The organism is Idiomarina piscisalsi (genome assembly GCF_002211765.1).
Lineage (GTDB): Bacteria > Pseudomonadota > Gammaproteobacteria > Enterobacterales > Alteromonadaceae > Idiomarina > Idiomarina piscisalsi_A.
The window spans coordinates 1,003,111-1,016,678 of record NZ_CP022133.1; the positions used below are offsets into that span (position 1 = coordinate 1,003,111).

At 45.9% G+C, this 13,568-nt stretch carries 14 protein-coding genes; 12 read left to right on the plus strand and 2 right to left on the minus strand.

Features of this window, described 5'->3' with window-relative positions; translation table 11 throughout:
• The first annotated feature begins 50 nt into the window (after positions 1–50).
• The gene (locus CEW91_RS04840) at positions 51–1,487 is read left to right on the plus strand and encodes a GGDEF domain-containing protein (RefSeq protein WP_198400887.1); all 1,437 of its coding nucleotides are present in this window, start codon (positions 51–53) and stop codon (positions 1,485–1,487) included.
• Here CEW91_RS04840 and CEW91_RS04845 read toward each other — a convergent pair.
• Entirely contained in the window at positions 1,484–3,484 is a 2,001-nt protein-coding gene (locus CEW91_RS04845; RefSeq protein ID WP_088767909.1) for an LTA synthase family protein, read from the minus strand. The genes CEW91_RS04840 and CEW91_RS04845 overlap by 4 nt on opposite strands.
• Before the next feature lie 125 nt (positions 3,485–3,609).
• Between CEW91_RS04845 and CEW91_RS04850 the strand changes: the two genes are divergently transcribed.
• From CEW91_RS04850 to CEW91_RS04890, 9 genes are all read left to right on the plus strand, one after another.
• On the plus strand, positions 3,610–3,969 hold the full coding sequence (locus CEW91_RS04850) for a diacylglycerol kinase (RefSeq protein WP_088767910.1): 360 nt from the start codon (positions 3,610–3,612) through the stop codon (positions 3,967–3,969).
• A gap of 137 nt (positions 3,970–4,106) precedes the next feature.
• Positions 4,107–4,706, plus strand: a complete 600-nt coding sequence (locus CEW91_RS04855; RefSeq protein WP_088767911.1) for a thermostable hemolysin — start codon at positions 4,107–4,109, stop codon at positions 4,704–4,706.
• The gene (locus tag CEW91_RS04860; RefSeq protein ID WP_088767912.1) at positions 4,703–6,082 is read left to right on the plus strand and encodes an AMP-binding protein; all 1,380 of its coding nucleotides are present in this window, start codon (positions 4,703–4,705) and stop codon (positions 6,080–6,082) included. Before CEW91_RS04855 ends, CEW91_RS04860 begins: the two co-directional genes overlap by 4 nt.
• On the plus strand, positions 6,066–6,734 hold the full coding sequence (locus CEW91_RS04865; protein ID WP_198400888.1) for a TenA family transcriptional regulator: 669 nt from the start codon (positions 6,066–6,068) through the stop codon (positions 6,732–6,734). The genes CEW91_RS04860 and CEW91_RS04865 overlap by 17 nt, the downstream gene beginning before the upstream one ends.
• Positions 6,731–7,549, plus strand: a complete 819-nt coding sequence (locus CEW91_RS04870) for an SDR family oxidoreductase (RefSeq protein WP_088767914.1) — start codon at positions 6,731–6,733, stop codon at positions 7,547–7,549. The genes CEW91_RS04865 and CEW91_RS04870 overlap by 4 nt, the downstream gene beginning before the upstream one ends.
• Entirely contained in the window at positions 7,536–8,195 is a 660-nt protein-coding gene (locus CEW91_RS04875) for a tetratricopeptide repeat protein (RefSeq protein ID WP_198400889.1), read from the plus strand. Before CEW91_RS04870 ends, CEW91_RS04875 begins: the two co-directional genes overlap by 14 nt.
• A gap of 18 nt (positions 8,196–8,213) precedes the next feature.
• The gene (locus CEW91_RS04880) at positions 8,214–8,876 is read left to right on the plus strand and encodes a response regulator (RefSeq protein ID WP_088767915.1); all 663 of its coding nucleotides are present in this window, start codon (positions 8,214–8,216) and stop codon (positions 8,874–8,876) included.
• A complete protein-coding gene (locus CEW91_RS04885) occupies positions 8,867–10,219 on the plus strand; it encodes a histidine kinase dimerization/phospho-acceptor domain-containing protein (RefSeq protein WP_232507032.1) in 1,353 nt (450 codons plus the stop codon). Before CEW91_RS04880 ends, CEW91_RS04885 begins: the two co-directional genes overlap by 10 nt.
• An 80-nt stretch (positions 10,220–10,299) precedes the next feature.
• Positions 10,300–10,794, plus strand: a complete 495-nt coding sequence (locus tag CEW91_RS04890) for a cytochrome b (protein WP_088767916.1) — start codon at positions 10,300–10,302, stop codon at positions 10,792–10,794.
• 47 nt (positions 10,795–10,841) lie between these two features.
• On the opposite strand, the gene CEW91_RS04895 is transcribed toward CEW91_RS04890, so the two are convergent.
• Positions 10,842–11,768, minus strand: coding sequence for a D-2-hydroxyacid dehydrogenase (locus CEW91_RS04895; RefSeq protein ID WP_088767917.1), 927 nt, complete (start codon positions 11,766–11,768; stop codon positions 10,842–10,844).
• A gap of 131 nt (positions 11,769–11,899) precedes the next feature.
• Between CEW91_RS04895 and CEW91_RS04900 the strand changes: the two genes are divergently transcribed.
• Positions 11,900–12,931, plus strand: coding sequence for a hypothetical protein (locus CEW91_RS04900; RefSeq protein WP_232507046.1), 1,032 nt, complete (start codon positions 11,900–11,902; stop codon positions 12,929–12,931).
• A gap of 10 nt (positions 12,932–12,941) precedes the next feature.
• Positions 12,942–13,511 (plus strand): LemA family protein, encoded by a 570-nt coding sequence (locus CEW91_RS04905; protein ID WP_088767918.1) that lies wholly within the window; start codon positions 12,942–12,944, stop codon positions 13,509–13,511.
• The last annotated feature ends 57 nt before the right edge of the window (positions 13,512–13,568 follow it).

The window sequence follows — 13,568 nt, forward strand, 5'->3', positions numbered from 1 at the left end:
CCTTTCTTGGACCTCGAGAGAAACCCATAAATGATGAATTAAAATCACGTGTGATTGCTGCGCAGTTTACGTTAAACGAGCTTGCCCCGGCATGGCAAAAGGATGTTGCGAACACGCACTTTTCAATGCCTGAAAACATTCTTTTGATGTACTCAAAAGAGTCTCCGTGGGGATTGCTGGCTGACAAAGACTTGATTATAACCGACTTCTCGGTGGTTAAATCGACATTGCGAAGTAAGAATCCTGAGCGGAAGCCAAACTGGACAGGGTTGTATTACGACCTCTCTGCCGATGTCTGGACGATTACCTACCAAAAACCGATAGACTTAAATGGACAGCATTTAGCGAATGCGAGCTTTGATGTTGCGTTAGGCAGTTTGCTGAGTGATTTAACACAGAAAAAGAGACCTAAATCAGAACACATTGTTTTGAATACAAAGGGAGACTTAATTGCAGCATCCAACTTGTCTCAGGATTCAATCATTGAGCGCTCAACGCTGACTTCACAAACTTATGATGAGCCTTTGTATCAACAGTTGAGTCATCTGGTGATGGAGGCAGAGCTTAATGACACCTCTATAACGTTGGAAAATGCAGTAGATGATCAATTGCTTATTATTGATAAAATAGCTGGCCCTGATTGGTGGCACATAACCGCTTATCCGCTTGAGGAAATACGCAAGCAGGCTATCATTTTACCGCTTCAACTGGTTGCCGCGGGTGTTGGTTTAGTGATAATGACATTGTTGATGACCTATTGGCTGATCCAGCGAGAAGTCTCCAAGCCATTGCATGAAGTTGCTACTGTGGCATCACTTATGGGTCAGCGAAACTATCAAGAAGCTTTGTCTCACCGTGCCGCATCAATAGAAGCGCGTGGTGAGGTCAAACAGGCTTTGGATGCTTTTAAAACAATGGCCTCACGATTCATTGCCGCTCAAAATGACTTGGAGCAGCAGGTTGAGGCTCGTACGGAGGAGTTGGCCGAAGCAAACAGGCAACTTGACGCGCTGGCGCACATGGATGGGCTAACAGGGCTGTTCAATCGCAGGGCGTTTGATCGTGATCTGGAAGCTGCGATTGAATCAAGAAAGCCTTATTATTTAATGATGGCAGACATAGACGAGTTTAAGCCCTATAACGATAACTACGGACATGAGGCTGGCGACAGAGCATTGAAAAAAATAGCCGACTGTCTACTTGAAAGAACGCCACTGAAAGTCTATCGGTATGGGGGAGAAGAGCTTGCTATTATTATCCCCGCAGCTGAATCTATTGATAAAAAGTTGAATGAGCTGCGTGAAGCGGTGATGACTTTGGCCATTCCTCATGACTTTAAGACAGCTGAGTTGTCGATACTGACAATAAGTATGGGGGCGGCTACTATTCATTCAGATGAGTCAGCGGCTGATGCGATTAGACGGGCTGACCGGCAGTTATACGAAGCGAAAAAAGCCGGTCGGAATTGCGTATGTGTGGAGTCTTAGTTCTGTAAGGGGACATAATACGAGCGCCCCTGATAGAGAATAGACGGTAGCATGGCATGTGCAACCACTTTGCGTAGGTGCTTTTCGCTCAAATTTTTACGGAGTGGCGTGAGCTCGTTCTGTGCCGGGGAGTAGAGAAACTGCTCTGCGGGTTTCTTGACTTGAAGTACCGTCAATATTTGCCCGTCTTTACTGCCTTGCAACCAGCCATAATTGTCCTCAAATTGCATCATGGCTCGATTAGCCGGTTTAACATCTGATTGACTCAAGTCCTGCCCGATAGTTGGAACATAGGCGGAAGTGCCGGCTAAAGAAAGCAAGGTCGGAGCCAAATCAATTTGGCTGGTAATTGTAGATACTGTTTTTGGTTGAATATCAGCGCCCAAAATTAATCCCGGAATATGAAACTTTTGCACCGGAACAAGTTCTTCGCCATAAACGCGGGTGTCGTGGTCAGCGACCACTAGAAATAGTGTATTATGCCAGTAGTCACTTTTTTTTGCCTTGGCGAAAAACTCACCGAGTGCATGATCCGCATACTTAACCGCATTGTGAACAGTTTGTTTCGGTTGCTCGGACAAGTTTATTTCCCCGTCAGGGAATTCGAATGGCTCGTGATTCGATGAGGTAAATGCCAACGTAAACTGTGGTGTGGAAGCGTCTGTATTCACTAATCGTTGGTGTAACTTGTCGAATAAATCTTGATCGCTGACTCCCCAGCTGCCAACGAAGCGAGGGTTTTCGTAATCGTCCTGATCGGTGACGGACTGAAAGCCATTGCCGACAAAGAAACTCGCCATATTGTCGAAGTGCGCCTGGCCACCATAAATAAACTCGGTGTGGTAACCCTGACGACCTAGAACGTCTGCAAGCGTGAAAAACTGCCGTTGAGAGCCGGACAGCTTAACCGTAGAACGAGCCCGCGTTGGTAGAAAACCGGAAACAACTGCTTCGATACCGCGAACTGAGCGTATTCCAGTAGAGTACAGGCTCTCGAACCACCAACCCTGGCTTTTTAGGTGTTCAAGATTAGGCGTTAACGGCTTGCCCCCCAGTGACTCAACAAAAGTTGCTCCCAAACTTTCTTCCAGAATGATAACAATGTTCAGCGGTTGGGAGCGGCTAACTGACGCCTGTTGGTAATGAACAGTCGGGTAGTTGTCATACGGGAATTCAGTGTTTCTTAAATATTCAGTTTGCCGAATCTCGCTAATGACTTTGTCATTACTGAGCGAGCCATAGACACGATTGGCTTGTGCTTCGTGCTTAAGGTTGCAGAGTGCGTACTCCAACGTATAGGTGGAGTTTAAAATCAATGAATTCACCATGGCATCGGAGGTGACAGCAAAAAATGCCGGATTAGCGGGTCGGTGCGCGAGTGTTGAACGTATACCAAACAGCGTGCAAATTATTAAGATCGGTATGACACCGATAAGATAGCGACGTTTTATCGTTCGAGTGTTAAAACGGTTATCGGTTCTTTTATACCAACGGTACGCAACAAAAATAACGATTGTCGTAGAGGCGATGCCAATAAATAACCAACCTGCAAACCCGTTAATTAAAGTTGAAAATACCTCTTTAGGGTAGGCAAGATACTCAAAGAACAATCGGTTTGGACGAGTATCGTATTGTGCTAAAAATGCCGGTGTAGAAATTTCCATAAACCAGAATACGACGACACAAATGAGACTCCATACGATCCATATACGTCGCCACCACAGCTGCATTAGTGGCTTATGCAGTGCGAACGCCATAGGCGATAACAGCAACAGTGGAATGAGAACAAAATAGCCGATTTGGACGACATCTGCTCGAATGCCCAGCAATATAAAGTCAAACCAGCTAATAGCGTTGTCAACTCTATCGGAGTAGAGCCACGCCAGCATTAATCGGGAACTGCTCAGCAACGCCAGCGCTAGCAGAAAAAAGTACAATAGCGGCTTAAAAAGCGCCAGTGTTTGCCATAACGTATTCTGTGATCTTTCTGCAGGCATGAGTGTTAGTTCTTCCGGTAGTTCATTCTTTGTGAAGACGCTAACAATTATTTCTTAAGTTAAGCTTAAGATTGATTTAATAAACTCTGTCTGTTTAATTTATCAATTGCAGGAAAGGAAAAACAATGAAACCAGGCTATACCGGTATGATGCGCATTTGGAAAGCAACGTTTAACTCGTTGCGCGGAATAAAAGTAGTCTGGCGTTATGAAGCAGCCTTTCGCCAGGAGGCACTGCTTTGTGCGGTATTGGTTCCGGTGGCATTGTTGGTTGAGGCTTCGATTGTAGAGCGCTTACTGCTTATTACGAGTTTATTTATTTTGGTGATTACTGAATTACTAAATTCCGCAGTAGAAGCTGTTGTTGATCGAATCGGAGCAGAATTCCATGAGCTCAGCGGGCGTGCCAAGGACATTGCTTCAGCTGCTGTTTTCTTTGCATTGATACTGTTAATGGTTACCTGGGTAACGATTTTATTTTTTTAATGGAATAAAAATTGGAACTTTTAACGGTCTGCGCAAACCATCATTCCGGAGATCAATTTAAGTTTTCCTTAAGTCTTTATTAATAAAGTGACTGCATTGACGCTGTTGCAGCCAGCTGGCTGACTTAAGGAGTAGATATGCATCACTGTTGGATCCTGCCTGAACATCCGCTACGCGAACAGGTTGAAACGTTTATTTGTGAACGCTATTGGTTAAACTTCCATGCCTGCTTGCGCACATTGCCCCGTTTATTGATTGCTGTATTTGAAGAGAGTCGATTAGTGGCTGCGTGCGGGGTGCAATTAGCCGACGAACAAGCTCTATTCTCCCAAGCTTACCTAACCCAGCCTTTAGAGAACTATCGTGTTAGCGACAAACCGCTGCCTCAATCAGAAAACCTGGCTGAAGTTGGTTCTATGGCGGCGTTAACTCCGACGTACTTGCCACATTTATTTCGAGCTGTTGTGCGGTTATTGGACGATAAAGGTCGTGATGTGGTTATTTTTACAGCGACCCGAGCTCTGCAAAAATATTTTCGTCGCATAGGCGTTGCGTTAACTGAATTAGAAACGGCACATAAAAGTGCATTGCCTGAATCGGTGCGTGATCTTTGGGGCAACTATTATCAGCACCAACCGACGGTGCTTGCTGGCTGGTTAACGGACGGGAACGTCTTTGAGCAAATGACTACATCCTGCCAGTACGTGTTGTCTCAGCAGCGAGAGGTTGCGATATGAACGTGTTCTTTGAACGTCTACAAGCGCACGCCAATACGAACCCTGAAGCGATTGCTATTCGCTCAGAACGAAGACAACTCAGCTACTCAGAGCTGCTGCAATCCGTTGAGCAACGGGCGGAGCAATTGCGCCAACAACCTCAGCGACTCTTTTTATTGAAGGAAACTGCCCCGGTAACTTGGGTAATAGAAGATTTAGCGTTGATGCTGGCCGACAAAGTATGCATTCCGGTGCCGCCATTTTTTGGTCAGCAACAGCAAACTTATTTGCAGACGAAAGTGAGTGCAAATAAGCCGTTACCGTCAGGAACCGCAAAAGTGACCTTTACGTCTGGCAGTACCGGCGAACCCAAAGGCGTTTGTTTATCCGTTGATAACCAACTGATTACGGTAGCTGCATTAGCTGAGCGGGTTGCCGGTTCTTGCGTAAAGCGACACATGGCTATTATGCCGCTGTCGGTGTTGCTGGAAAATGTGGCGGGTGTTTACCTGGCGTTATGGCTCGGCGCAGAGGTCGTGCTGCTGAGAAGTGAAACACTTGGGTTACAAGGTTCGTCGTCGTTGCAGTTCAATCCGTTTTTTACCGCACTGACTCAGTATCAACCCGACAGTTTGATTCTGACACCAGCGTTGTTGGACGTATTAGTTACTGGTGTGGAGCGCGGACTTATCAATGCCCGACAATTCAAATTACTGGCCGTTGGCGGAGCCCGCTTAAGCGACACATTGGAAGAACGGGCTCTGGCGCTGAAACTACCTATTGTTCAGGGGTATGGCTTGTCGGAATTCGGCTCTGTGGTAGCGCTCAATGCGCCTTCAAATAGCGAACCTGGCACAGTTGGACCGCCGCTAAAGCATGCACGGGTTTCGTTTGAGAATGGCGAGGTTGTCGTGCAAGGCAATGCCATGCTGGGGTACTGGGATGATAGAAGCAGTTGGTTTCCTGCACAAATTCATACTGGTGATCTCGGGGCTCTGGATGATAAGGGACGCCTGATTATTTTAGGACGCCGTAAGAACATTATCGTGACGGAGTACGGCCGCAATATTGATCCTGAATGGGTTGAATCAGAACTTTGCAGTCAGCCCTGTATTGCACAGGCAGCCGTCCTAGGTGATGAACAAACACCTTTGACCGCTTTATTAGTACTAATGCCCTCCACAACCACCGCACAGGCTGATACTGCGGTTAGTCAGGTGAATACACAGTTGCCGGACTATGCGTGTATTCAGCGATATATCGTAATGACCGAACCTTTTACGGTAAGCAATGGCTTATTAACTGGAACCGGACGATTGCGGCGTCAGGCTATCCAAGCGTTTTTTGAATTGAAAGATCCCGCATCGACTAACGAGGTAAATGATGAAATTTTTTAATACGTTATGTGAACAAACTCAAAGCGAACAGCATTATCTATTGAGCGCACCGGCCATCCAACAAGCGTTACAAGGCGACATCACTGCCGAGCGCTATGGTGCATTTTTAACGCAGGCTTACCATCACGTAAAGCATACTACACCGTTACTCATGCGCTGTGGCAGCAAGCTCTCGTTCACCGATGAATGGTTACGTAAAGCGGTTATCGAGTATATCAATGAAGAGTACGGTCACGAGCGTTGGATTTTAAATGATATTCAAGCGGCTGGTGGTGATGCGCAGGCAGTACAAAATAGTCAGCCACATACAGCCACTCAGGCAATGGTGTCATTAGTTTACCACGCTATCGATAATGAACATCCGGCGGCGTTTTTTGGTATGGCGCATGTGCTGGAGGGAACGAGCGTTAAATTGGCGACACAAGCTGCGGGAAAAATTAAAGCAGCTCTGGGACTACCAGATTCAGCGTTCAGCTATTTGTTGTCGCACGGAGACCTTGATCAGGAGCACGTTCACTTTTTTGAACAGTTGATGAATAAGGTGACCGATGAAAATGCACAGCGAGTGATTATACGGACCGCAAAAAATGTCTATCGGCTTTATGGTGACATGTTCCGCGCCTTGCCTGAACTGGCTGAGGAACCTGTATGAAAAATAACGTTAACGTCATCGATTGGTCTCGACAAACGATTGTGCTAACAGGAGCCGCCGGTGGGCTTGGTGAAGCGTTGGCAGAAGCACTTAGTCAACGTGGCGCTCGCGTAGTCTTGGTTGGACGCTCGGCGGAAAAGCTGGACGCGCTGGCAACTCGTTTGCAACAAACATCGTTTGTCGCTGATATGACTCAAGCGGATGACCGACAACGGCTAGTTCAGTTTCTACAGCGACAGGAGTCATCATTGACCGGGCTTATTAATAATGCTGCGGTCACGCATGAGGGCCTCTTTAATGAGGCAACAGAAACCGATATAGAGCGAGTTATTTCCACTAACCTGACAGCGCCTGTCGCACTGACCCGCCAACTACTTCCGTTACTGAAAGTTCAGCAGGGGTGGGTATTACATGTGGGGTCGGTGTTTGGTGCTATCGGCTTTCCGGGGCAAGTGTTGTACTGCGCCAGCAAATTTGGTTTGCGGGGCTTTACACAAGCACTACAGCGTGAATTGAAGGCACACGATGCCTGCATTATGTACGCGGCTCCGCGTGCTATCAAAACATCGCTTAATCAAGGTTTGTTAAGCCAATTAAACCAACGCTTGAAGACACCGCAAGATCCGCCGCAACAAGTGGCACTGCAATTAATTAAACAAATTCAACGGCAGAAGCAGATACAAACGTTGGGCTGGCCCGAACGACTATTCGTTCGTCTTAATGGATTGTGGTCGGAGCTGGTCAGTCGCAGCTTGCGTAAAACACGAGATACGTTGTATCAATTAATTGAGGAAAATCATCATGAAAAAAACTAAAGTAATCGCATTCTTTATCGCTGGCTTTTTAAGCCTATCCGTTTTCTCTGCTGAGCTCTATTCCAGCGTTAACAGTCAACAGCGGCTGCATGATCTGCAACAACGCTGGGCCACTGTTAACTATACACTTAAGGACGACGCCCAGGAAAAAGCGTTTGAGCAATTGGTTGCAGATGCCCAACAGTGGGTTGAACAAGAGCCTGAGTCCGCGCCCGCACATATTTGGCTGGGTATTGTAAAAAGTACCTACGCGGGTGCAAAAGGAGGGCTTGGGGCATTGAGCTTGGCGAAGGAGTCGCGAAAGTCTCTGGAGAAAGCGTTGGAAATCGATCCAAATGCACTAAGCGGCTCAGCCTATGCGTCATTGGGTACCTTATATTATAAAGTGCCCGGCTGGCCGTTTGGGTTTGGTGATGATGATAAAGCGGAAGAGCTATTGGAAAAAGCACTAGCAATTAACCCTAATGGCATTGACCCAAATTACTTTTACGCTGATTATTGGTTTGAACAGGGTGAGTACGTAAAAGCGGAAAGCTATGCGAATAAGGCGCTTGCCGCAGCACCACGACCTGACCGACCTCTTGCTGACGAATTTCGGCGGAAAGAAGTGGAACAGCTCTTGGCCAGAATAAAACGTGAACAGTAATACAGGGGTATAGGGTGCATGGATCTATTGTTAATCGAGGATGACGGGATGTTGGGACAGGCTGTTGAAATTGGCCTGTCTGAACGTCAGTTTTCGGTGCAGTGGGTAAGGACCGGAGCGGCTGCTATCAGTGAAAGTCAGCGGGCGCCTTATGACGCCGTTGTACTGGACCTCGGGCTACCCGATTTGGATGGTAGCCGAGTGTTGTCTGCGTTACGTAAAAAAGGTCAGCTGATGCCAGTGTTGGTGTTAACCGCGCGCGACGATAGTTCCGAGACCGTTAAATTGTTAGATCTGGGGGCGGATGACTATATGGTTAAGCCTTTCGATATGAATGAGCTGGCTGCGCGCTTGCGCGCGTTGGTTAGGCGTCAGCGCGGACAGGCGTCGGCTGAACTGGTGGTTGGACCTATTCGTCTTGACGAAGTTAACTTTCAGGTTTTGGTCGATGAACAGCCGATTAACTTATCCCGACGTGAATTTGAGCTGTTACGCGCGTTAATGACGTCACCGGGACGTGTGCATAGCCGTGATAAGTTAGAGCAAGTGGTGTTTCGTAACGAACAGCAAGTGGAAAGCAATGCGTTGGAAGTGCATGTACATAATCTGCGAAAGAAACTCGGCAATAAGGAGTGGATTCAGACCATTAGAGGGGTAGGGTATCGCCTGGCATGCAAATAATTAGCCGTATAAGAACAAAACTAAACTCCATACGTCGGCGCATTCTGGTTGCGGTATCGGCTGTCTATTTATTGAGTTCGGCCGTCTCTGCCACGTGGATTTATGCCGAAATCAGTCATGAAGTCGATGAGTTGTTTGACGCTGAAATGGTGCAGCAGGCGAAAACCTTGCTTGCACTTTTACCCCAAAATAATGAGTACGCGGATCGCGACATTACCATTAGTCGTATTAATGCACATTCATATGAGGACAAACTCTCTTATCGTATCGAAACCACCTCTGGTGAGAGTCTATTGCAAACAGAAGGCTCGCTGGATCCGTCAGTGATTACCTTTAACGAAGGCTTTGCGGTTAAAATGATCAATAACGAGCTGTGGCATAGCTTCGGTTTATATTCGGCTGCAGGCGATTACCGCATTTTGCTGTTGCAGCAGGATGAATTCCGCTCTGAAATTCGCAATGATCTGACGGTTGATACCGTGATACCTATTATCACACTATTACCATTGATGCTGTGGCTAGGCTGGTGGACAATAAATCGCAACTTCGCGAGCTTCAGACGGTTAGCCGGAGCACTTAGACGCAAACGCTCAGACGACTACCGACCGTTTTCAGAGTCCAACGATACTGAAGAGGTCGCGTTAGTTAAAACTGCACTGAACCATTATTTACATCGCATTGAGCAAACATTCTTACGGGAAAAGCAGTTTTCTGCCGATGCAGCACACGAACTACGAACGCCGCTGGCAAGCCTGAAGGCTCAGTTACAAAATCAGATAGTCAAAGCGACGACCGATCAGCAAAAGTCTGAGCTCCAGTCGCTACTGGAAAGTACTGAGCGACTGGTGAGTCTGGTTGAAAGTTTACTATTGTTATCAAAAACAGAGCTTCCTCCTGAACAGTGGCGACAAGTGAATGCTGCGGCGGTTATTCGGCAAGTAATTTCTGACTATTATCCAAAAGCAGAAGTCCTGCAGTTGTCGCTAGAGGTGAATTTGCCTGATACCGTTGACTGGCGCTCTGAAGAAAGTTATCTGGCGGTATTATTCAGCAATTTGGTTGATAACGCGATTAAATATGCCCGACCGGCATCAACAGTAGATATTGCCTTTGATGGCTCTGCGTTTGTCATTCGAAATTCGGTAGAAGCGACACATCATATTGATGTTCAACGCCTCACTGAACGTTTTTATCGCGGGGGACAGTTGCGTGAACGAGGCTCTGGGCTCGGCTTAAGTATCGTAAGTAACCTGGCTCGGCAGCTCGGTTTAATACTGACATTCGAGCATCAAGATGGCGATTTCATCGTAAAAGTTGATCGACATCATAAAGAAGGAGAGTAATAAACCGTCTTCACTCATCTTTTAATGCTCGCTTAAGAATTCGTGTTTACTCTGGCGTGAAGAAACGTAAGGAGTAACGTATGAACAGTAAATACACACCATTATCGCGCACACTTCATTGGCTTGGGGCGTTATCAATTTTTACCATACTGACACTTGGTTTTATGATGGTGTTTGCTGACTCCAGAGAGGTTAAACACTATTCCGAAGCCGCTCATATTGGTGTTGGTTTTTTTGTTTTCTTTATTGTTGCCTGGCGTATTGTTTTGCGCTTTTATCAAGGTTTTCCTGAGTCAACCACAACGGTAAAAGACAAACTCGTCAGATATCTTCATTATGCTTTATTACTAACTATGTTGGTCTTAATTGTAACAGGGCCTCTTTATCTGTTTACCGAAAATGATCCTTTATCGGTATTTGGATGGTTCAGCGTATCCATGGACTTAAGTGGATTGCCATGGCTGCATGAGCCCTCAGAAGAAATACATAAAGTATTAGGTACGTATGTATTACCAGTGCTGGTTACTTTACATATTGCCGGTGGTGTTTGGCACTTTTACAAAGAAAAGGACTAAATTGCGAGCTGGTGCAAATTAGCCCTCAGTCTAGAATAAGAGCTTGGTTACTTTAACGTTTGGATATTTTCGGCAGTTAACTCAATAATGCGTTGTCTCGCTTCTGGTGAAGTCCAGGCGTTATGTGGTGTAACAATCAAGTTCAGTGGTTCATTTAGTGCATCAAGTAACGGGTGGCCATCTTTTGGCGGTTCTTGTGGCAGAACATCGGTTGCATAGCCGCCAATGTTTTCATTGCGAAGCGCATCTAAAACATCTTCCTCATTAGCTACGCCACCTCGGGCATTGTTAATGACTAAAGTGTGAGGCTGGCAATGTTTGATATTGTTGCGGTTAAGCAAACCTTTCGTGTCATCCGTTAGCGGGCAATGGAAAGAAATAACGTCCGCTTGAGGTAACAGTTCGTCAAAGCTTGGGCGTGAGCCGTCTGCTTTACCAGGGCGTGCACTAAAGGTGACACGCATTCCCAGTGCTTCAGCCTGCTTCTTCACTGCCTGCCCAAGCTCGCCCGAACCAACAATGACTAAGTGCTTACCTTCTAATTGATAGGTAGGGGGGTCAAGCAGGGTAAATAATGGTGACGTTTGCCACTCGCCTGCAGCCATCCGTTGCTGCATTACGGGCATTTTAGTTGCCAATGACAGCATCATCATTAATGTATGCTGCACCACACTAGGTGTGCCGTACGCTTCAACGTTTTTTACCGGAATACCCAACTTTTCAGCCGCTTTTAAGTCGATATTGTTCATCCCGGTAGCCAGAACACAAACCAGTTTCAGCCGTTTTGCCTGTTTTAAACTGTCTTCATTCAGAACCACTTTATTGGTAATAACAATGTCGGCATCTTGAATGCGCTGATCGACGTGCCCGGGCGAGGTCAACGAATAGCAATCGAGCTCGTCGACTTGATTTTCAATAGGAGATAAATCAACACCAGTTCCCAAACTGCTGTTATCTAAAATTACCGCTTTCATAAAAACTCCTGCTGCAGACAATAATCGTTGGTTTATCGATAGCTTACCATTAACTCCAAGTTTTGCTGGTACTAGCGAGGAAGAAACATTAAGCTTTCTTACCCAATTCAAACAAATTGACATTGCCAACCGTGCTCTACTATAAAAACAACAAAGCACTTATTTCGCTGCTGAAAAGTATTAAAAACAAAGTATCGCTAAGCCGCTCCAGGAAAGAGTTGGACGCGGTTATTTCTGAGCTCAAATCCTTTCCCGGTAGTTATCAGCTTAAAACAAAAGTCTATTGGATTATTTTTACCGTCTTATTATTGGTGACCGGGCTATTGGGTTACTGGGACTGGTCCCAGCGACAGCATTTTCAGCAAAGCACCTGGATTATTATTGCCGTTGGTGGCTTGTTAACGGTGCTTGCTGGTATTACAGCCTATTATCCTCATCGTCTTATGTCGAAAGTGTCTCATGCTTTATTGCAGCGCGACGGCCTGCTCGACAACAACCTGACGTTGGTAAGCTTTAACGGCAAAGCTACCGCTCAACAGTTTCAGCAACGCTTTAGCGAGTTTCACCGAGGCAACTACAGCCGTGAAATTAAAGAACTGTTTAAAGGCAGTTACCAGGGCGATGAATATTCGTTTGACTATCACTATTACCATTTTCATTACGTCGATGAGCGTATTGTTACCGAAACCTACACTGACAGTAACGGCCGGGTAAGAACGCGCACTCGTCGCGAGTACGATCATTATGATCGCTATGGTCTGATTTTACCTTTTGGCTTACTGCGTAATTTTGTGGTTATTGGTTTTAACCTTCCCGGAGCGGGTAAAGCAACTTACAAGCCTGCATCTAACCGTTTTAATAAAATGTTTAAGGTGGTCGCTGCTAGTGAGATTGAAGCGGCTAAAGCCATGAAGCCGACGGTTGTTGTCGCCTTTGAAGAACTTAGCAATGTACTATCGAAAATAAACTTCGAGGTGAATGACGCGGCCGATTTATGTCTTTCATTTGCCGACAAAGATCTTATTGTAACACCCAATAGAGTAAAAATTAGCGAATTTGACGCCTTTATTGATGCGTTGGAAGGCGAACAGGAACTTGAAAAACTAAGAGCGACACTGAGTCATGTTCATTATGTAATGACTAAATTGGACAGTAATTTTTAGGAGCAAATAAATGACTGGAATATGGATAGCGGTTGGTATTGCGGTAGTTTTGGTGATAGCCATTATTGCCATTTATAACGCCATTATTAACCGGGCGAATGCCGTTGAACGGGCTTGGGCAAACGTTATTACGCAAGAGCGCCAGAAGAATAAAATCATTCCGCATTTAGAGGATGAGGTAAAAGATTACAAAGAGTTTGAACAGGGAACACTGACTAAAGTCACCGAGCTTCGCAGTGCGCTACAGGGCTTAGATAGCGGGAAAGTTGATACCACAAAACTGGAACAGGCTGAAGCAAAAACGGGTGAGTTACTAAAAAGCTTAAATGTCACCGTTGAAAATTACCCTGAATTGAAAGCGTCAGAAACCTATCAGAAACTCATGCGCGAAATTACCGACCAACAGGAAAACATTGGCGCAGCGATTCGTATTTTTAACCAAAACGTGGAAGACTTTAATAATGGCATTGAAGTGTTTCCGAACTCACTGGTTAATGCCATGCTGAACCGTAAGGAAAAAATAAAAACGTTTTCTGATTCTCAGGCAGAAGAAGGCTTTGAGTATAAGCCTAATATCTAGCTCTGGGTTGCGTAAAAGAACTGCAAATGGCGTTAGCGAATTTCTGAATTAATGCTA

Bases quoted from the DNA above. Each gene is read 5' to 3' on its own strand.
- CEW91_RS04845 (WP_088767909.1), bottom strand. From the start codon at position 3,484: ATGCCTGCAGAAAGATCACAGAATACGTTATGGCAAACACTGGCGCTT.
- CEW91_RS04850 (WP_088767910.1), top strand. From the start codon at position 3,610: ATGAAACCAGGCTATACCGGTATGATGCGCATTTGGAAAGCAACGTTT.
- CEW91_RS04855 (WP_088767911.1), top strand. From the start codon at position 4,107: ATGCATCACTGTTGGATCCTGCCTGAACATCCGCTACGCGAACAGGTT.
- CEW91_RS04860 (WP_088767912.1), top strand. From the start codon at position 4,703: ATGAACGTGTTCTTTGAACGTCTACAAGCGCACGCCAATACGAACCCT.
- CEW91_RS04865 (WP_198400888.1), top strand. From the start codon at position 6,066: ATGATGAAATTTTTTAATACGTTATGTGAACAAACTCAAAGCGAACAG.
- CEW91_RS04870 (WP_088767914.1), top strand. From the start codon at position 6,731: ATGAAAAATAACGTTAACGTCATCGATTGGTCTCGACAAACGATTGTG.
- CEW91_RS04875 (WP_198400889.1), top strand. From the start codon at position 7,536: ATGAAAAAAACTAAAGTAATCGCATTCTTTATCGCTGGCTTTTTAAGC.
- CEW91_RS04880 (WP_088767915.1), top strand. From the start codon at position 8,214: ATGGATCTATTGTTAATCGAGGATGACGGGATGTTGGGACAGGCTGTT.
- CEW91_RS04885 (WP_232507032.1), top strand. From the start codon at position 8,867: ATGCAAATAATTAGCCGTATAAGAACAAAACTAAACTCCATACGTCGG.
- CEW91_RS04890 (WP_088767916.1), top strand. From the start codon at position 10,300: ATGAACAGTAAATACACACCATTATCGCGCACACTTCATTGGCTTGGG.
- CEW91_RS04895 (WP_088767917.1), bottom strand. From the start codon at position 11,768: ATGAAAGCGGTAATTTTAGATAACAGCAGTTTGGGAACTGGTGTTGAT.
- CEW91_RS04905 (WP_088767918.1), top strand. From the start codon at position 12,942: ATGACTGGAATATGGATAGCGGTTGGTATTGCGGTAGTTTTGGTGATA.